The sequence below is a fragment of the uncultured Polaribacter sp. genome (assembly GCF_947501385.1).
Classification (GTDB): domain Bacteria; phylum Bacteroidota; class Bacteroidia; order Flavobacteriales; family Flavobacteriaceae; genus Polaribacter.
This window is the reverse complement of sequence record NZ_CANMVP010000005.1, coordinates 150,142-168,492: the sequence shown is the minus strand read 5'-3', so window position 1 is coordinate 168,492 and position 18,351 is coordinate 150,142. Positions and strand designations below refer to the sequence as shown.

Annotated in this window: 18 protein-coding genes; 10 read left to right on the top strand and 8 right to left on the bottom strand. The window is 30.2% G+C overall.

Annotation, left to right across the window (positions count from 1 at the left end):
- Nucleotides 1-29: 29 nt before the first annotated feature.
- Both ybeY and Q0998_RS05105 read right to left on the bottom strand, forming a co-directional pair.
- Nucleotides 30-443: an rRNA maturation RNase YbeY gene (ybeY, locus tag Q0998_RS05110; RefSeq protein ID WP_299667118.1), complete on the bottom strand. Its 414-nt coding sequence runs from the start codon at nt 441-443 to the stop codon at nt 30-32.
- Nucleotides 443-3,856 carry a DUF4175 family protein gene (locus tag Q0998_RS05105; RefSeq protein WP_299667115.1) on the bottom strand — a complete coding sequence of 1,138 codons (3,414 nt, stop codon included), beginning with the start codon at nt 3,854-3,856 and terminating at the stop codon, nt 443-445. The genes ybeY and Q0998_RS05105 overlap by 1 nt, the downstream gene beginning before the upstream one ends.
- Before the next feature lie 110 nt (nt 3,857-3,966).
- Between Q0998_RS05105 and Q0998_RS05100 the strand changes: the two genes are divergently transcribed.
- The 4 genes from Q0998_RS05100 to Q0998_RS05085 all read left to right on the top strand — a co-directional run bounded on the left by Q0998_RS05100 (nt 3,967) and on the right by Q0998_RS05085 (nt 8,680).
- Entirely contained in the window at nt 3,967-4,803 is an 837-nt protein-coding gene (locus tag Q0998_RS05100; RefSeq protein ID WP_299667112.1) for a hypothetical protein, read from the top strand.
- Between the two features lie 301 nt (nt 4,804-5,104).
- Complete coding sequence (gene gltX, locus Q0998_RS05095; protein ID WP_299667109.1) at nt 5,105-6,649, top strand: glutamate--tRNA ligase; 1,545 nt, start codon at nt 5,105-5,107, stop codon at nt 6,647-6,649.
- A 3-nt stretch (nt 6,650-6,652) separates the two neighbouring features.
- Entirely contained in the window at nt 6,653-7,615 is a 963-nt protein-coding gene (locus Q0998_RS05090) for a GDSL-type esterase/lipase family protein (RefSeq protein ID WP_299667106.1), read from the top strand.
- Nucleotides 7,616-7,753: 138 nt separating this feature from the next.
- Nucleotides 7,754-8,680 carry an SPFH domain-containing protein gene (locus Q0998_RS05085; RefSeq protein ID WP_299667103.1) on the top strand — a complete coding sequence of 309 codons (927 nt, stop codon included), beginning with the start codon at nt 7,754-7,756 and terminating at the stop codon, nt 8,678-8,680.
- 270 nt (nt 8,681-8,950) lie between these two features.
- Here Q0998_RS05085 and Q0998_RS05080 read toward each other — a convergent pair whose 3' ends face one another.
- The 4 genes from Q0998_RS05080 to rnr form a co-directional block, all read right to left on the bottom strand.
- Nucleotides 8,951-9,139 carry a twin-arginine translocase TatA/TatE family subunit gene (locus Q0998_RS05080; protein WP_299667100.1) on the bottom strand — a complete coding sequence of 63 codons (189 nt, stop codon included), beginning with the start codon at nt 9,137-9,139 and terminating at the stop codon, nt 8,951-8,953.
- Nucleotides 9,140-9,208: 69 nt separating this feature from the next.
- A complete protein-coding gene (locus tag Q0998_RS05075) occupies nt 9,209-9,898 on the bottom strand; it encodes a head GIN domain-containing protein (RefSeq protein ID WP_299667096.1) in 690 nt (229 codons plus the stop codon).
- Nucleotides 9,899-10,083: 185 nt separating this feature from the next.
- Nucleotides 10,084-10,410, bottom strand: a complete 327-nt coding sequence (locus Q0998_RS05070) for a heavy metal-binding domain-containing protein (RefSeq protein ID WP_299667093.1) — start codon at nt 10,408-10,410, stop codon at nt 10,084-10,086.
- A 134-nt stretch (nt 10,411-10,544) separates the two neighbouring features.
- Nucleotides 10,545-12,770, bottom strand: a complete 2,226-nt coding sequence (gene rnr, locus Q0998_RS05065) for a ribonuclease R (protein ID WP_299667090.1) — start codon at nt 12,768-12,770, stop codon at nt 10,545-10,547.
- 112 nt (nt 12,771-12,882) lie between these two features.
- Between rnr and Q0998_RS05060 the strand changes: the two genes are divergently transcribed.
- The 5 genes from Q0998_RS05060 to Q0998_RS05040 all read left to right on the top strand — a co-directional run bounded on the left by Q0998_RS05060 (nt 12,883) and on the right by Q0998_RS05040 (nt 15,806).
- The gene (locus tag Q0998_RS05060; RefSeq protein ID WP_299667088.1) at nt 12,883-13,824 is read left to right on the top strand and encodes a diacylglycerol kinase family protein; all 942 of its coding nucleotides are present in this window, start codon (nt 12,883-12,885) and stop codon (nt 13,822-13,824) included.
- Nucleotides 13,825-13,895: 71 nt separating this feature from the next.
- Complete coding sequence (locus Q0998_RS05055) at nt 13,896-14,069, top strand: hypothetical protein (RefSeq protein WP_299667086.1); 174 nt, start codon at nt 13,896-13,898, stop codon at nt 14,067-14,069.
- A 641-nt stretch (nt 14,070-14,710) separates the two neighbouring features.
- Entirely contained in the window at nt 14,711-15,139 is a 429-nt protein-coding gene (gene rpiB / locus Q0998_RS05050; RefSeq protein WP_299667084.1) for a ribose 5-phosphate isomerase B, read from the top strand.
- 46 nt (nt 15,140-15,185) lie between these two features.
- Nucleotides 15,186-15,626: a GNAT family N-acetyltransferase gene (locus Q0998_RS05045; protein WP_299667082.1), complete on the top strand. Its 441-nt coding sequence runs from the start codon at nt 15,186-15,188 to the stop codon at nt 15,624-15,626.
- 12 nt (nt 15,627-15,638) lie between these two features.
- The gene (locus Q0998_RS05040) at nt 15,639-15,806 is read left to right on the top strand and encodes a hypothetical protein (protein WP_299667080.1); all 168 of its coding nucleotides are present in this window, start codon (nt 15,639-15,641) and stop codon (nt 15,804-15,806) included.
- Nucleotide 15,807: 1 nt separating this feature from the next.
- Here Q0998_RS05040 and Q0998_RS05035 read toward each other — a convergent pair whose 3' ends face one another.
- Together Q0998_RS05035 and Q0998_RS05030 are read right to left on the bottom strand one after the other, a co-directional pair.
- The gene (locus tag Q0998_RS05035) at nt 15,808-16,377 is read right to left on the bottom strand and encodes a pseudouridine synthase (RefSeq protein ID WP_299667077.1); all 570 of its coding nucleotides are present in this window, start codon (nt 16,375-16,377) and stop codon (nt 15,808-15,810) included.
- The gene (locus Q0998_RS05030; protein WP_299667074.1) at nt 16,370-17,170 is read right to left on the bottom strand and encodes an aldose 1-epimerase; all 801 of its coding nucleotides are present in this window, start codon (nt 17,168-17,170) and stop codon (nt 16,370-16,372) included. The genes Q0998_RS05035 and Q0998_RS05030 overlap by 8 nt, the downstream gene beginning before the upstream one ends.
- Nucleotides 17,171-17,282: 112 nt before the next feature.
- Between Q0998_RS05030 and recA the strand changes: the two genes are divergently transcribed.
- Nucleotides 17,283-18,293 (top strand): recombinase RecA, encoded by a 1,011-nt coding sequence (gene recA, locus Q0998_RS05025; RefSeq protein ID WP_299667072.1) that lies wholly within the window; start codon nt 17,283-17,285, stop codon nt 18,291-18,293.
- The last annotated feature ends 58 nt before the right edge of the window (nt 18,294-18,351 follow it).

Genomic DNA, 18,351 nt, shown 5'->3' with positions numbered 1-18,351 from the left:
CGTGAAACTTATTTTTATATTACTGATTATCAAGTACTTAATTCAGATAAAGCGCTGTTTTCTTGAACTGTCATCTCTTTCTGATCTTCTTCGGTCTTATCTTTAAAACCAATATAATGCAAAACACCATGAATCATTACTCTGTACAATTCTTCTGTAAAAGAAACTTTAAAATCTTTTGCATTTTCTGCTACTCTTTCCAGAGAAATAAAAATATCTCCGTTTAATTGATTTCCTAAGGAATTATCGAAACTTATAATATCAGTTAAGGTATCATGTTGTAAAAACTCAACATTTAATTTGTGCAAATAAACATCGTCACAAAAAATATAATTGATTTCTCCTTCTTCACAATTATGCATTGCAATGATTTTATGGATCCAACTTTCAATCGATTTTTCGGTCTCTAACTTAAAGTTTGTTTCGTAATTAAACGTAATCATTATTCTTTCTTCTGAGGCTCAGAAAAATATTCTCGAACCTTTGTTTTATAATTTTGCTGCAAAGGTAAGGATTGTCTGTTTAATATTTCTATTTGATTGTAAAACTGCTTTTTAAAGGACAATGCTTTTACTTTATTTCTTTCAGATGCTTTTAAATTTGCTGAAGATTTGCGTTTTTTATCTTTGCCTTGTTCTAAAGCTGCTTTGTCTAATTTTAGCAATTCATAATTTAAGCGTTGCATTTTCTGAATGGTTCCTGCGTTAAAACCTTTCTCTAAAATTTCGTTTTCTAATTGTTCCATGGTTTTTAACGCTTTTTTAGCATTGCCATTTCCATTGGGGTTTCCTATTTCGGCTTCTTTAATTGCGTCTTGTAGTTGTTGTCTTAATTGAGATTGTTGTTTGTAGATTTCATACAGTTCGCCATCTAAATCGTCATTTTCTCCATTCCCTTCAGCATTTTCTCCTGACTTTCCTCCTTTGCCACTTTTTCCGCTCTCACCTGATTTGCCATTTTTTCCAATTTTCCCATCTTTCCCTTCTTCTCCCGCTTTTCCTTCTTTTCCATCACCTGATTTTTCCCCAGGTTTCTGACCAGGCTTATCTCCTGGCTTTTTTCCTTTCTTCTGCCCTTCTTTCATTTTTTCTGAAAGTTCGCCTTGTTTCTTAATAATGTCTGGTAAACTAAAACCACTTCCCTTGCCTTTTCCCTTCCCCATTTTCATAGAAGCGTTTTTCATACTGTTTAGCATGTTACTTAAATAATCTGCTAAATTATTTGTAGCAGTCATCACGTAACGCTGGTTAGAAATGCCGTTGTTAAATCTGTTCTCTGAGAAGTTTTCTAAAGACTGTTCTAAATTATAGTGCACCGTAGATAAATCGTCATTAATCTTCGCCGAAATCTTTGGCAAACGCATAGAAAGCACATACAAACTATCATCTATATGCTCAAAATAAGTTCTAATATCATTTTGACTTTTTAAATCTTTACCAAAGTCTGGATGTGTTGTAGAAATCTCATTAAATTTATTCATTAAATTTTCTTGCTTAAAAGAAAAAGTAACTAAGTTTTCTAAAATTTTACGCAAATCTTCCATATTTTCCTCAATAGATTCGCCTTCCATTTCCATCATGGCTTTCTGCATTTTAGCACTCATTTCTTTCATTTTCTCAGCACTTTTCTTCTGACTTTTCTTTGCTGATTTTGTGTCTTGCTTTTTTAAGTTTTCTTCAGACTTTTTTAATTCTTCATCAATTGCTTCTTTTTCATCTTCAACATCTGGCATTTCCATTGGCTCTTTTAACTTTTCGTTGTCCTTTGCCAATTCATCCAACTCTTCTTTTAGTTTTTTAAACTCTTTATTTATGTTCTCTTGTTCTTCTAAACTTGGAGCTTCTTTTTGTTCTAAAACTTCTTGTTTTTTAGCCAATTCTTCTAGTTTATTAGCAATTTGCATCGTTTTTTGTTCCACATAAAAACGTTTTGTTAATTCTAACATACGTTCTAAACTACGTTGCTGTTGCTTGTTCTGTTGTGCTAATTCTTTGGCTTTTTTTACGAGTTCTTCTTTGTTTAATTTTTCTGCTAATTTTGCAATCTCATCTAAAAGCTTTTGCTGTTTTTCTGTTTTTTTTAGCTCTTCGATACGTTTTTTGAGTTCTTCTTTCTTATCCTGAAGATTTTCATCTTTTACTGTTTTTTCATCTAAATTTTCTTGCAATTGGTCTGTTTGACGTTGCATCATCTTTTTGTACTGTTCCTGACGCTTTATAAAACTTTCAACTTTTTTCTTATCATTCCAACTAATTTTTTTCTTATTTTGTAACTCTTGTTGAATTTTATATAATTCCTGCTGTTGTTTTTGTTGTTTCTGAATAGAATTTTCTAAACTATTGATTGTATTTCTCTGTTCTTGCAGCAACTCCTCTTCTATTTCATCGTTTGTTTTTTGTCTGTAATTAAAAACTTTGCTTTTTGCTTTTTTATTTCCGTTTACTGCATCATTGTCAAAAACCTCGAAAAACAATTCGTAATTCATGCCTTTTTGAAGATTGAGTCCTTCAGGAAATTGATAAAAGAAGGTTTGAATATTTGCCTTAGAAATTGGTAAAACATGTGTTTTTTGGTCTTGCGGAATATTCTCATCGTAATACACCAACTGTAACTTCTTTAGTCCATAATCATCTGAAATCTGACCAGCAAATTGTGCAGTACCTCTAGAAATGCTATCTATATTTGTTTGTACAGCAATTTCTGGAACTTCATCTTTTATTACATTTACAGAAAACTGCAAATTCTCATAATCCTGTAAATTTTTGTTTGATGAAGAGATTTGATAATTTAACGGATTTCGAATTCGTTTAGAAAACTCAAAATTATTTGTAGCAATCTTATTAAAAACATTTCGCTTTTTATTATTGATAAAAACTACCTCATCTGTTTGCGATGTTGCTACCTTCCATGTAATTTTTGTACCTTCTGGTACAATTAAATTCCCTGAGTTCTGTATGGTCTCATTCCTTTTACCTATATAAAAAGGATAGGCCAACTGCAAAGAAATATTGCGAATTGTTGGCGTATTTATTACTTTTACTTGATAGTCTTGAGATTGAATTCCGTTTGCTTTTACAAAAAAAGAAATCGGTTTTTTTACGTCAGAAAAAGTATAAGAAAAAGAACCGTTTCCGTTATTTTGAAGATAATACTGCTGATTGTTAAAGATTATTTTTGCTTCCGAAGGTAAAACGGTTCCAACAGTTGCTATAGCAATTGTAATTGATTTTCCTTGAATAACTTGTAGACTTTCATTTACCAAAGAGAAAGAAAATGGCGCTGGTGGCGTATATGCTGTTCTATGATTTACAACACGCTCTAAACTTTGGGTAAAAACACCATTATTCCCTGTAAACAATGTGATTAACCAAATTAAAATAGGCACAATCGCATATTTGAGATACTTTTTATTTTTTCTAAAATCTACTGCTTTTACAAAAGGAATGGGTTGTAATTCTGCTGCTTTTTGATTGATACTTGCCAATAACAAATCAGATTGATTCGGGTTTTCTTTTAACTGCAGAACATTTAGTAATTTGTCTTTTACTTCTGGAAAATGATTTCCAATAATTTTTGAAGATTCTTTTAAAGAAATTCCTTTTCGTAAACCTATCAACTTAAAAATAGGAATGGCAATGAATCTGATTAATAAAAAACCTTCTACCAAAATAAAGACCCAAAACAAAAAGGTTCTGGCAGTTGGTTTCAACCATAAAAAATACTCTAAAAACAATGTAAAAAATAAGTACAAAAATCCTAAGGAGAAAAATAAAATAACTCCTTTAATCAATTCGTTTACGTAATATTTTTGGGTAAACTGATGTAGTTTTTTTTCAATTTTTTTAAATCCGCTCATAATTAACTAATAAAAATACTATTTTTGAAAGGATTCACAACGAAATTATTTGTTAAATGAATTGTAAGTATTTCAAAGCCAATCCTACTAAACTTCCATAAAAACAAGTTATGAAACATATTTTTGCAATGATACTCTTAGCTTTTACAACAACAGTGCTAGCACAAAGCCCTTGGACAAAAGAAAAAGGAGATCTATTTATCAACCTTTCTTACACCACAATTTCTGATTATAATGTACTTTTTGGAAATCCAGAATTTGTTCTTCTAAGAAATGTTACAGATAAAACGCATCAAATTTATGGAGAATATGGTTTTACAGATCAAACTTCTTTGGTTTTTAGTCTTCCTTTAAAAAGTATAAAAACAGTAGGGTTCAATAATAATGCAAGCATTGTTTTTGCAAATATAGAAGAAGGTTCTAAAACTTCTTTTGGAAATATTCAATTAGGTTTAAAACATCAATTTTATAATAATGGTTGGGTTTTGGCTGGGCAATTCGTTACAGAAATAAACACAAGTTCTTATGATGATGCAACAGGAATTAGAACGGGTTATGATGCTTTTACGTTTACGCCACAATTTTTAGTAGGAAAAAGTTTTGGAAAAACATTTTTACAAACACATATTGGTGCAGATATAAGAACAAATGATTACAGCAATAATTTTAAAGTTGGTGGTGAGTTTGGAGGGAAAATATTAAAAAATATTTGGTTAATTGGGTATGTAGATGTTGTAAAATCTTTAAATGATGGAAATTTTATTTCACCTATAAATAACTTAACTACAGGTTTATATGTAAATGACCAAGAATATGGTGCTTATGGTTTAAAAGGTATTTTACAATTGTGTGATTTGGGAATTACCGCAGGTTTTGGGAACGCTTTTTTCGGAAACAGTGTACCGAAACAAACGGCTATTTCTATTGGAATTTTTAACACTTTTTAGGAAGGAGATTTCTAAAAAAATTGCCACGAATTCACGAATAAATATATTTTTCAGACCTCAAAGGTTTTAAAAGACTGAAGGGTCTTTTAGCGATATAGTTCTATGCTTTCTATGAATCTATGAGGTCAACTTTTTTTAAGAAGTATTAATTTGTGAATTCGTGGCAAGGTTTTTCATTAAAAACTATCTTTGCAACACGAAAAAAGCACCTTAAAATTTCTTTAAGGTTCATTAAAAAGATCTTTCCTGAGACTTGTGCTGAACTTGTTTCAGTAAAGCAGGAATTTAAAAAAACAGAAAAATGGAATCTAATGTTCGTGTTCGTTTTGCACCAAGTCCCACAGGACCTTTACACATTGGTGGTGTAAGAACAGCTTTATACAATTATTTATTTGCTAAAAAACACAACGGAACTTTTGTGTTAAGAATTGAAGACACAGACCAAAATAGGTATGTTGCAAATGCAGAACAATACATTATCGATGCTTTAAAATGGTGTAACATTCCTTTTGATGAAGGTCCACGTTCGTCTACGCTCAGTGCTGGCTTAACAAATGAAAAATTTGGTCCTTACAGACAATCTGAGCGTAAAGAAATTTACAAAAAATATGCTGCTATTTTAATTGAAACGGGTTGGGCATATTATGCTTTTGATACTTCCGAAGCATTAGATGCGCACAGAAAACAACACGAAGCTGAAGGAAAAACCTTTATTTACAATTGGCATAACAGAGCAAAAGGGCGCTTAGAAAATTCTTTGGTTTTATCTGATGAAGAATTGCAAAACCGAATTAATAACGGCGATAATTATGTCATTCGTTTTAAAACTCCGCAAGATGAAGTTTTAGAAATGGAAGATGAAATTCGTGGGAAAATTACAATCGATACCAATACTTTAGATGATAAAATTTTATTTAAATCTGACGGAATGCCAACCTATCATTTAGCAAATATTGTAGATGATCACTTGATGGAAATTTCTCATGTTATTCGTGGTGAAGAATGGTTGCCTTCAATGCCATTGCACGTTTTACTATACAAAGCATTTGGGTGGAATGCTCCAAAATTTGCACATTTACCGCTAATTTTAAAACCAGTTGGAAAAGGAAAATTAAGCAAACGCGATGGTGATAAGTTAGGTTTCCCTGTGTTTCCTTTGGCGTATACAAATGAAGAAACTGGAGACGTTTCTCGTGGATACAAAGAAGATGGTTATTTTGCAGATGCTTTTATAAATATGTTGGCCTTTTTAGGTTGGAATCCAGGGACAGAGCAGGAAATTTTTTCACTAGAAAATTTAATACATGAATTCGATTTGAATCGTGTTAGTAAGTCTGGTGCAAAATTTAATCCTGATAAAACAAACTGGTTTCAGCAACAATACATGCAAACAAAAGAGGATGCAGAATTGACTGATTTATACATCCCTATTTTAGAAGAAAAAGGGATTTTATCAACTAGAGAGTACGTTCAAAAAGTAGTTTCATTAATAAAAGAAAGAGCTGTTTTTGTAAATGATTTTTGGGAATTATCTTCTTTCTTTTTTAAAGCGCCAACCGAATATGATTCAAAAGCTTCAAAGAAAAATTGGAAAGAAGGTACTGCTGAATTAATGCAAGAGTTAATTTCTGTTATTTCTTCAATCGAAGACTTTTCATCAGAAAATATAGAAAAAGAAATTAAAGCATGGATTACTGCGAAAGAAATAGGTTTTGGTAAAGTAATGCAACCACTTCGTTTAAGTTTGGTTGGCAAATTAGCGGGTCCGCATTTGTTTGATATTATTGCCATGATTGGTAAAAAAGAAACTATTTACAGACTTCATAATGCTATAAAATCACTTTAAATTATGAAAAAATATAGGCTTTTTTTCATCCCTTTAATCTTTTTACTCTTTTTTTCTTGTGATAGAAAAGTTGAAGAATCACTTCCGCTTCACAATAAAAGAGTATTAATTATTGGAAACAGCATTACACAAAACGGTAAATATGTCGATTTTTTAGAATATTATTTAAGAAAAAATTATCCTGAAGAATCTTTAGATATGATTAGCATTGGTCTGTCTAGCGAAACAGTTTCTGGAGATTCTGAAGTGGGACATCCTTTTCCAAGACCTTGTATACATGCACGCTTAAAAGAAGCTTTAGATAAAATAAAACCCGAAGTTGTTATGGCTTGTTATGGTATGAATGACGCAATTTTTTCTGAAAAAGATAGTACTCGATTTTCGAATTATAAAAAAGGAATTTATAATTTAAAAACAATTGTAGAAAAATATGGAGCAAGATTAATGCTATTGACGCCCACCCCTTTTGATAAATATGCTGCAAAAGATCGCCTCAGCAAAGAAGGTGAAGCACAGTCTTATAAACAACCATATTACAATTACAATAGGGTTTTGCAAGATTACGCGAATTGGTTACTTACATTAAAAGATAATACCGTTATTAATTTACACGAATATCTAAATAATGAATTAACTGAGATAAAGAAAATAAAAGAGGACAGTACTTTTATTCCTGATGCAGTACATCCGAATACAAAAGGTCATTTCTTTATGGCAAAAAAAATAATTAAAGACCTGTATCCTCACATAAAAATTGGAGATGAAATAACTGAATTAAATCAATTAGAAAAAAATGTTCTTTTTACAATAGTACAAAAAAGAAGAAAAATAAGATCTAAAGGTTGGCGAGAATTTGTAGGATATACTAGAGAAAAAACAGTAAAATCTAATCATATTGATTCAACAAAACAAAAAGTAGCAGTGTTAGATAAAAGAATACAAAACATCCTAAAAAAATCATTTTAAGAGTCTTTTAAAATCTTAAAAATAGTACTCTTTAGTTTTTAAAACTGTAACATTTTTTTAAATCTGCGTCAAATAATTAAATGCTGATTTTCAGTATCTTTACAATAAATCAATTATTAACTACTAAATAACCATGTTATGAATACTGTTCCATTTATTATTATAGCGCTTATTATCCTTCTAATTTTTGCTTCCTTTTATACTGTAAAACAACAATCAGCAGCTATTTTAGAACGTTTTGGTCGTTTTAACACGATTAGCCAATCTGGTCTGCGATTTAAAATTCCGCTTATCGATAGAGTGGCAGGAAGGTTGAGTTTAAAAATTCAGCAATTAGACGTTATTATTGAAACTAAAACTTTAGATGATGTTTTTGTAAAGCTAAAAGTTTCTGTACAATACAAAGTAATTAGAGAAAAGGTTTATGATGCTTTCTATAAATTAGATTATCCGCATGATCAAATAACTTCGTATGTTTTTGATGTAGTTCGTGCCGAAGTGCCAAAAATGAAATTAGATGATGTTTTTGTAAAAAAAGATGATATTGCGATTGCTGTAAAAACGGAATTGAATGATGCCATGTCAGATTATGGTTTTGATATTATTAAAACTCTAGTAACAGACATAGATCCAGATGCACAGGTAAAAGAGGCTATGAATAGAATTAATGCTTCAGAAAGAGAAAAAATAGCAGCACAATTTGAAGGCGATGCACAACGTATTTTAATTGTAGAGCGTGCAAAAGCAGAAGCAGAAAGCAAACGTTTACAAGGACAAGGTATTGCAGATCAAAGACGTGAAATTGCACGTGGTTTAGAAGAGTCTGTAGAAGTTTTAAACAAAGTGGGTATCAACTCACAAGAAGCATCTGCTTTAATCGTTGTAACGCAACATTATGATACGCTACAATCTATTGGGCAGGAAACCAACAGTAATTTAATTCTATTGCCAAATTCACCACAAGCGGGTAGTCAAATGTTAAACGATATGGTAGCAAGTTTTACAGCAAGTAATCAAATTGGTGAAGCGATGAAGAATCCTAAACCCAAAAAAACAACTAAATAATATGTTTTATCCTTTTTAAAAGTTTTTTTTCTTAGAATATTAAAAAGAAAAATTATAACATATGTATAGATAATTGTGGCTCTTTTCACTTTAAAAATGAATGCTCTTACGATTTTTTACAAAAAATTCGTTTTTAAGTAATATAGAAGCTACATTTGCAGGATAATTGAAATAAATCAATTGGGGGATTAATTTAGTTCAAACAATAAAAAGCGCTATTTTTTAAAAAATAGCGCTTTTTTATTGTTCAAAAAAAGAAGTTTTTTAACGTTATTTCTTTTCTTCTATTTGCTCTTCTGAATCTTCTTTAGAAGCGTTCTTAAATTCTTTAATTCCACTTCCTAAACCTTTCATTAATTCTGGTATTTTTTTACCACCAAAAAAAAGTAGCACCACCACAACAATTATGGCTATTTGCATGCCACCTATCATTCCGAAATATATAGATAAAGTATTCATCTTTTTTAATTTTTATTAATTACAAAGATACAAAAAAGGTTGTTATAGTACTCTTTTGTAGTTATTCTCTTAATTTCTTTTCTCTATAATACCACCAATTACTTTTTTGTCTTTTACAACTTCTGGGTTTCCTTTGTAGAAAATGGTACCTCCAAAACTTACTTTAGCATTTAAGGTTTCGCCAGCATTCACTTCTGCTTTTGCTCCTGTACCAGCTTTAATTGCTGAATTTCCTTCAGATATTAAGTTAAAACCATGGTAAATACCATACAAGTCTACATCTATTTCTTGATTTTTTGCAGTTCCAGAAACTTTCACAATTCCACCAGAAGAAGCTCTTACTTTTAAGTAATTTGTTTTTGTTGTTAGATTGATAAATGCTCTTTCTTGTGCATTTACACTCACTTTATCTTGATCAAAATCTTTACTTGTTATGGTTGCACCTTCATTTGCATCTATTGTTTCTATTGTTTTATTATAGAACACTTTTATTAAAATTTTACCTTCTGCGGCATTGTCTTCAGGTTTTAAAGAAAATGGTAAAGACAATTTTAAAGTATTGTCTACATTTTTAATTTTTACCATTTCAGACTTTTCTCCTGTAATTTCTAATTTCTGATCCGTAGATTTTATCAAGGCTACTTCTATTCCATTATACACTTTTAAAGTAGTATAATCTCCAAGATTTTTAGTGATGGTAGTTTGTGCATTCGTTAAAAAAGGAACAAACAGTCCTATTAAGAAAATTATTTTTTTCATCTTTTAAGGTTTGATTAGTGTACTTAAATCAATAAGCGTACCAATATAAAGAGTTTTTAGGATTATTATTGTGCTAAAATCGTTAAAAAAACGAATGAAACTTGGCTTCTGTAAGTGTATCTTATTTAATTACTTAACCTTTTTTTTTCCTTTTTATTGTTTTGAAAACTATTTTTTTTAAAATGCTATTCCTCCACTTTAACTGCAGTTCCAGTAATTGAAACTAATAAAGTTGTTGAATTTGCAACAGGTTCTATATCTAATTGAATACCTACTACAGCATTTGCTCCTAATTTTTTTGCATTATCCTTTAAATTTTGAAATGCTTTTTCTTTTATAAATTCTAGTCCTATAGCATACTTTTCATAATATTTAGAAGTACTAAACATGTCTTTAAAAGACATTTTATCTCCTTTAGATGAATAGCTAGAATCATAAGCTGTACCCGTTACAATTCCTAAATAATCTACTATATTAAAATTTTCTATGTTATGGGTGGTAGTTAAAATCATTATTTATTCTTAAAAATTAATATTGTTCTTTCCTAAAATATTCTACACAGTTTATTTTTCTAAAAGAAGCTCTATACTATGGTTGCTCACTCTTGTGTGATACGCTTTCTGCTTGACAAAACTGTGTGTATTATCTATTCTTCAATCAAATTAAAATCTAAGTGTTTGCGCTCTAAATCGGTTTTTTTCACCTGTACTTTTACAACATCACCTAATTGATACCTATTTTTACTAGATTGTCCAATAATAGCATATTGCTTTTCGTCAAAAACATAATAATCACTTTTTATATCTCTAATTCTAACCATTCCTTCACACTTGTTTGCAGTAATTTCTACGTAAATACCCCATTCTGTAACTCCTGTAATTACGCCATCAAATACTTCGTCTTTATGATCTTGCATGTATTTAACTTGCATGTATTTTATAGAGTCTCGTTCTGCTTTAGACGCTAATTCTTCTCTTTTTGAAGAATGTTTACACTTTTCTTCATATGGTGCTGGTTTTGGCGTGTCTCCGCCATCTAAATAATGTTGTAGCAACCTATGTGTCATTACATCTGGATAACGCCTAATTGGTGACGTAAAATGACTGTAATAATCAAAAGCCAAACCATAGTGACCAATATTTTGAGTAGTATACACTGCCTTAGACATGGTTCTAATAGCTAGTGTTTCAATCATATTCGATTCTGCTTTGCCATGCACATCACTTAATAACTGATTTAAAGATTCTGATGTAGACGCTTTTGTCTCTGTATTAATTTTATAGCCAAATTTACCAATAATATTTTCTAAAGAAGTTAATTTCTCTATATCTGGCTCATCGTGTACTCTGTAAATAAATGTTTTTCCAGAGGGTTTTCCTTTCGATCTTCCAATAAATTCTGCTACTTTTCTATTGGCCAATAGCATAAATTCTTCAATTAGTTTATTAGCGTCTTTAGACGTTTTAAAGAAAACACCCACTGGGTTTGCGTCTTCATCTAAATCGAACTTTACTTCTACTCTATCAAAAGAAATAGCACCTTGTTTCATTCTTTTTTTACGAAGCATTTTTGCCAATTTATCTAATTGCAATGTTGCTTCTACAATTTCTGTAGCAACCTCATATTCCTTATCAATGATAGAAATATCAACTGGCATTGTATAGGGTTGAATCTCATCAGACAATTCTACATTTTCTATGATCGCCTGCGCTTCTTCATAAGCAAAACGCTGATCTGAATACGTTACCGTTCTACCAAACCATTCCTTTACAATTTGTGCTTTGTTGTTGATTTCAAAAACGGCTGAAAAGGTCAATTTTTCTTCGTTTGGTCTTAAAGAACAAACACCATTACTTAACATTTCTGGCAACATTGGTACCACTCTATCTACTAAATAAACAGAAGTTGCACGCTCATAAGCTTCATCATCTAAAATAGTTTTTGGCTGTAAATAATGCGAAACATCTGCAATGTGAATTCCTATTTCGAAATTTCCGTTTTTTAATTTTGTAAATGATAATGCATCATCAAAATCTTTTGCATCTTTTGGATCTATCGTAAAGGTTAAATCTTTACGCATATCTCTACGCAATCCTATTTCTTCTTTGGTGATCTCTAAAGAAAGGTTTTCTGCGTCTTTTTCTACTTCCGTTGGAAACTCAAAAGGCAAATCATATTCTAATAAAATAGAATGCATTTCTGTGTTATGATCTCCAGGTTTTCCTAGAACTGCGGTAATTTTTCCAAACGGATTTTTAGAATTCTTTGGCCAATCAGAAATAGATGCTTGTACTTTGTCACCATCTTCTGCTCCATTCATTTTATTTTCTGAAATAAAAATATCTGCGTACATTTTATGATTGTCTGCAATTACAAACCCAAAAGGTTTTGTTTTATGTTTCTGTAAAACACCTACAAAATCTGTTTTTGCACGTTCTATAATTTCAACAACTTCTCCTTCTAATTTCTTTCCGCTTCGTTTTTTATACACATAAGCTTTTACAGTATCTTGATGCAAACCTTTGCCCAAATTTATATTTGGTATAAAAATATCATCTTCATAATCATCAGTAATAAAATACCCATTTCCGTTAGAGGTAACATCTAAAGTACCTACAGAGTATTTTCTATCTACATGTATTTGAAATTTACCTCTATCTACTTCTTTTACTTTTTTATTGCTGGTTAATTCTGCCAATTTCTTAATAATTTGGTTTTTTCCATCCGTATCAGAAATCTTTAATTTTGCAGCTATTTGCTTGTGGTTGTAAGACTTTTCGCTGTCTTCATTTAATACTCTAAAAATATTTCTAGTTAAGTCTTTTACAACATTACCTTTCTTTTTAAATATTCCTTTTTTCTTTTTTGTCATGTATACGTTATTCTGTTTGTATGATACTAAACTACAATTTATTCGATGAATTCTTATGAATAAACTGTTATGTTTTTATATTGTATTTTGTTTACTTATTAATTTATTTTTTATGTCTGATATTGATAAAATCAATAGGAATTCTTGGTTTATAATTGCAAACCCTACTTCTGGAAATCGGAATTTTTCTAAACGATGGAAGGAAATTCAGCAATTATTAAACAATAAGAACTTAGACTATTCTTTTGCTTTTTCACAATTTTCTAAACATGAAATTGAATTGGTACAAAACGCTATTCAAAAAGGGTTTAGAAATATTATTTCCGTTGGTGGAGATGGTACATTACATAATGTGGTTCACGGAATAATGGTGCAAACATACACAAAAACTTCGGATATAACTATTGGTGTAATTCCTTTAGGAACTGGTAACGATTGGATTAAAACCTATCACATTCCTAATCATATTGAAAAAGCGATTGAAATCATCAATAATAGAAAGACAGTTTTACAAGATATTGGTGTTCTAGAAACTGAAAACAAAAGCATTTCTTACTTTAATAACGTCGCAGGAATAGGCTATGATGGTTACATTGTAAGTAAATTAAAATCTTTAAAAAGGTTTGGAACTATTTCTTATGTATTGGCCGGACTTTATGGCTTGCTATTCTATAAAAAGTCTACTTTTAAAATTATTTTTGATGATAAAATTATAAAAACCAATTGTTTAATGGTAATTTTTGGAATCTGTAAATTTTCTGGTGGTGGAATGCAGTTTACAAAAGATGTAAATTCTGCTGACGGATTATTAGACATTAGCATTGCTAAAAATCTCACTCTTATAGATTTGGTATTGAATCTTCCAAAATTATATTCAGGCAAAATAGTAGATCATAAAAAAGTAGCTACTTATAAAACAAAAGAGATTGCAGTAATTCCACAAAACTCAAAACCTTTTATTCAGGCAGACGGTGAATTAATTGGAACGAGAAATATTAAGGTAAAAATCTTAGAAAAAGCAGTTCGATTTTGTATCAATGAATTAAAAAGTTAAAAAAATCTTAAATTTTCTGTAACGTTTTCTAAATTTATACGTCTTTATAGAAAGAAGTTATCTATTTAAAGATGAAAAATCTATATAAAATTATTACTTTATTCGCTATTATCTTTATTGCAGGTGTATTTGTAACTGTAATGACGGTAAACTCTTCTTTGAATAAAATTGAAACTCCACAAGAAACAGTAGAAGTTCAAAAAGACACTACCTATCTTTTAAAAGCTGAAAAGAAAACAGTTTAGTTTTCTGTAAATCTCATTCCCAACTATTTTTAATTCTTCCTATAATTTTACTTTTCAATATTAAATGATATGCTTTTTATTTGAAGTAAAAAGTAGCTTTATCTTTTTGTTTTTTCACTTATCAACATTCTATACTATTATACTTTTTCTTTTAATAAATTTTTAAAAAACAATGGTGTTTATAATAGTATGTGAATAGCTGCTATAAAATGTTTCTTTTTAATTTTAATATATGAGTTATTAAAAAACATCTACACTTTATGAGTAATTTAAAAGCTTAAAAATCAACCTTAAAATAGAGTTGTTAACAAAACTTATAAACAGCTATCAACCTAATTTTATGAATAAGTATGTGATCATTCTATGTAAATAAATTGTAAATTTTATGTTGATAAACTTTTATCAAAAATCAATAAAAAAAGTTGTGTATGTGAAGGAAGCCATTGTATTGTAATAAAATTTAGATTTACCAAATAAACTTATTCCTTTTTCATTGCAACTTCTTAACATTCTCTTAAAACGTTAAAAACTTAAAAACGAAACAGTTATTAAAATTGTATAAATTTTGATTGTTTATAACTGTTGATACCCATTAATTTCTATATTTTTGTCAAAGATAATTCAATTAAAATCAACTTATTATGACAATTGCTATTGGTAATGATCACGCAGGAACAGAATACAAGTTCGAAATTAAAAAACATTTAGAAGAAAAAGGTTTTACAGTTCTAAATTTTGGAACCGATACAAATGATTCTATGGATTATCCTGATGCAATTCATCCAACAGCAGATGCTGTAGAATCTGGTAAAGCAACATTTGGTATTATTTTATGCGGAAGCGGAAACGGTGCACAAATGACAGCAAATAAACACCAAGGCATTAGAGCAGCTTTGTGTTGGAACAATGAGTTGGTCTCTTTAACAAGACAACACAACAACTCGAATATTTTAGCCATTCCTGCACGTTTTGTGTCTTTACAACAAGCAATTGGTTTTGTAGATATTTTTTTATCTACCGAATTTGAAGGCGGGAGACACGCAAACAGAGTACATAAAATTTCTTGTTAAATTCGTCTGTCATTCCTGCGAAGGCAGGAATCTTTTCTTTTAAAATATGAATTTCATCACAAAACCTTTTTCAGAATTAACAACTACAGAACTTTATAAGATACTTCAATTAAGAGCAGAAGTATTTGTGGTAGAACAAGATTGTGTATATCAAGATTTAGATTTTAAAGATCAAAAATCGTTACATGTGTATGGTTTAAAAAATGATAAAGTAGTGGCATATACACGTATTTTTAAACCAGGAGACTATTTTAAAAATGCAAGTATTGGTAGAGTGGTTGTAGCTGCCAATGAACGTACATATGGTTTCGGTCACGATCTAATGAAAACATCAATAGCCGTTGTAAAAAAGTATTTTAAAGTCGATGAAATTACAATTTCTGCACAAGTATATCTGAAAAAATTTTACGAATCTCATGGATTTGAAAAAGTAGGAGAAGCCTATTTAGAAGACGGAATTCCACATATTAGAATGGATAAAAAATAAGAGAAATAAACAATGAGTAAAACACTTACATATTTTATAATAGCAATTAGTTTAGGGTCAATTTTCTTTTCTGTGTATGCAATGTTTAAAGGGCAAAAATTTTTAGATGCTTCTGGAGGAATTGTAATAGGTTTAGGGTTGTTGGGAATTTTGTATTTTGAAAAAATGAGTAAGAAATAATTTAAACCAAGCTTTCCACTTCTTTTACATCGCCAATTTTTAAGTTTTCTAATTCAATTTTACCAATTCTTACCCGAATTAAGCGCAATGTTGGGAAACCAACAGCAGCTGTCATTTTTCTGACTTGTCTAAATTTACCTTCTCTTATAACGATAGAAATCCAACTTGTTGGGCCATGACGGTCGTCTCTAATTTTCTGACTTCTTAACGGAAACTTAGGGTCTTCTATTAAAAAAGCTTTCCCCGGTTTTGTGATGTATTTTTTTCCGTCAAAACCAATTTCTACACCAGATTTTAATTTTTCTACAGCCTCTTCAGTAATAATTCCATCTACTTGAACATAATATTCTTTTTCGTATGTACTACTTCTAATTTCTTCCGAAACTTTGCCATCTGTTGTTAATAAAAGCAAACCTTCAGAAGGAACATCTAAACGACCAATTGCCATGGTTCCTTCAGGAAAAGCAAATAATTCTCCTAACAATTTTTTCTTTCTTTTTGCAGGATTTACAAATTGAGAAATCATTCCCCAAGGTTTGTGAATGATAAAATGGCGGTGAGTCTTATTCAAAGTCTAACACTTTAATTTCAAAAGAAAAGGTATTCTCACCTTCTGACAAACGCATATTTTCTTCGGAAAATTTTTGATCTGTATACGAAGTATATTTAGAAATTGGTTCAATACAAATCATATTATCTACTGCTGTCCAAAGCATAAAGTTGTCAAAGCCTTTTGTGGAAATTTCTAAATGATTTTTATCGGTATTTTCTAAAATGATTTTCTCAGTATTTAAGACGGGAAAAGCGTTATGACCTGCTTTATAAACTTCTTTTAAAGTTATTTTTTTATTGTTGGCAAGTAAAGTCTCATGACCGGTGTTCGATAATAAAAAAGCAGGATGGTAGCCCAACATAAAAGGCATTCCTACTTCCGAAGTAATTATAAAATCGATTTTTAAGGTATTATTTTCTAATGTAAAATGTTTTTTAAAAGTAAAATCAAAAGGCCAAGAGAGCATTGCTTCAGTAGATTTTTTTGGAAATTTACTATTTACAATTTGAGTATTTTTTTTATATCTTTTGATGAATTTAGCGCTGGTTTTACCCGAAGAAAAAAGTGAATATTCCAATTCTCTTAACAAACCGTGTTGATCTTGAATGGCATCTCCATTTTTAGTATGCACTCTAAAATTATTTTTAGCTGTTGGGCCAATTACTGGAAACATTTCAATATCAGAATTTCGCCAACCTTTGCTTCCTTTTTGGTGTATGTATTCAGTTGCATTCACTTTAAAAGAGATTAACTCTCCTTTTTCAATGGTTACACTACTATTTTTATGAAGTAATTTAACAACATCTTTCATCCTATATTTTTAAAGAAACAATACTACAAAAATGAATATTATTTTTTAGTAAAAAAACTATAGTTTTTCGTAACTTGCTATACTTTTTAAAATAAAATTATTAGCAGTATTTATGGCAGCAGCAGATAAAGAAAAAACAGCAAAATTAAAGGCATTACAACTTACTTTAGACAAATTAGACAAAACCTATGGTAAAGGTTCTGTAATGAAATTAGGAGATGTTGTAGTAGAAGATATAGACGCAATTTCATCTGGTTCTTTAGGATTAGATTTAGCATTAGGCGTTGGTGGATATCCAAGAGGAAGAGTAATTGAAATTTACGGACCAGAATCTTCTGGTAAAACAACCTTAACATTACATGCAATTGCAGAGGCTCAAAAAGCAGGTGGAATTGCAGCTTTTATTGATGCAGAACACGCTTTCGATCGTTTTTATGCAGAAAATTTAGGTGTAGACATAGAAAATTTAATTATTTCTCAACCAGATCATGGTGAGCAAGCATTAGAAATTGCAGAAAACTTAATTCGCTCTGGCGCCATAGACATTGTTGTAATTGATTCTGTTGCGGCATTAACACCAAAATCTGAAATTGAAGGTGAAATGGGAGACTCTAAAATGGGGCTTCATGCACGTTTAATGTCTCAAGCATTGCGTAAATTAACAGGTACTATTTCTAAAACAAATTGTACGGTTATTTTTATCAATCAATTACGTGAAAAAATTGGCGTAATGTTCGGAAATCCAGAAACAACAACGGGTGGAAACGCATTAAAATTCTATGCTTCTGTACGTTTAGATATTAGAAGAAGAACGCAAATTAAAGACGGAGATAAAGTTATTGGAAACAGTACCAAAGTAAAAGTTGTAAAGAATAAAGTAGCTCCACCGTTTCAAATTGCAGAATTTGATATTATGTACGGACAAGGAATCTCTAAAGTTGGTGAAATTTTAGATATTGGTGTAGAATTAGGAATTGTAAAGAAAAGTGGTTCTTGGTTTAGTTACGGAGACACAAAATTAGGCCAAGGTAGAGATGCTGTAAAAGGTTTAATTAAAGACAATCCTGAATTGGCAGAAGAATTGGAAGGAAAAATAAAAGAAGCTATTGAAAACCAAGAATAAGTTAGTGAAACTTAATTTTTAAAAGTTGTAGAGCAACGCATTAAAAATTAATTGTTGA

What these genes read in the sequence shown, in the direction of transcription:
- ybeY (WP_299667118.1), bottom strand. Translation starts at nt 443, where the DNA reads ATGATTACGTTTAATTACGAAACAAACTTTAAGTTAGAGACCGAAAAA.
- Q0998_RS05105 (WP_299667115.1), bottom strand. Translation starts at nt 3,856, where the DNA reads ATGAGCGGATTTAAAAAAATTGAAAAAAAACTACATCAGTTTACCCAA.
- Q0998_RS05100 (WP_299667112.1), top strand. Translation starts at nt 3,967, where the DNA reads ATGAAACATATTTTTGCAATGATACTCTTAGCTTTTACAACAACAGTG.
- gltX (WP_299667109.1), top strand. Translation starts at nt 5,105, where the DNA reads ATGGAATCTAATGTTCGTGTTCGTTTTGCACCAAGTCCCACAGGACCT.
- Q0998_RS05090 (WP_299667106.1), top strand. Translation starts at nt 6,653, where the DNA reads ATGAAAAAATATAGGCTTTTTTTCATCCCTTTAATCTTTTTACTCTTT.
- Q0998_RS05085 (WP_299667103.1), top strand. Translation starts at nt 7,754, where the DNA reads ATGAATACTGTTCCATTTATTATTATAGCGCTTATTATCCTTCTAATT.
- Q0998_RS05080 (WP_299667100.1), bottom strand. Translation starts at nt 9,139, where the DNA reads ATGAATACTTTATCTATATATTTCGGAATGATAGGTGGCATGCAAATA.
- Q0998_RS05075 (WP_299667096.1), bottom strand. Translation starts at nt 9,898, where the DNA reads ATGAAAAAAATAATTTTCTTAATAGGACTGTTTGTTCCTTTTTTAACG.
- Q0998_RS05070 (WP_299667093.1), bottom strand. Translation starts at nt 10,410, where the DNA reads ATGATTTTAACTACCACCCATAACATAGAAAATTTTAATATAGTAGAT.
- rnr (WP_299667090.1), bottom strand. Translation starts at nt 12,770, where the DNA reads ATGACAAAAAAGAAAAAAGGAATATTTAAAAAGAAAGGTAATGTTGTA.
- Q0998_RS05060 (WP_299667088.1), top strand. Translation starts at nt 12,883, where the DNA reads ATGTCTGATATTGATAAAATCAATAGGAATTCTTGGTTTATAATTGCA.
- Q0998_RS05055 (WP_299667086.1), top strand. Translation starts at nt 13,896, where the DNA reads ATGAAAAATCTATATAAAATTATTACTTTATTCGCTATTATCTTTATT.
- rpiB (WP_299667084.1), top strand. Translation starts at nt 14,711, where the DNA reads ATGACAATTGCTATTGGTAATGATCACGCAGGAACAGAATACAAGTTC.
- Q0998_RS05045 (WP_299667082.1), top strand. Translation starts at nt 15,186, where the DNA reads ATGAATTTCATCACAAAACCTTTTTCAGAATTAACAACTACAGAACTT.
- Q0998_RS05040 (WP_299667080.1), top strand. Translation starts at nt 15,639, where the DNA reads ATGAGTAAAACACTTACATATTTTATAATAGCAATTAGTTTAGGGTCA.
- Q0998_RS05030 (WP_299667074.1), bottom strand. Translation starts at nt 17,170, where the DNA reads ATGAAAGATGTTGTTAAATTACTTCATAAAAATAGTAGTGTAACCATT.
- recA (WP_299667072.1), top strand. Translation starts at nt 17,283, where the DNA reads ATGGCAGCAGCAGATAAAGAAAAAACAGCAAAATTAAAGGCATTACAA.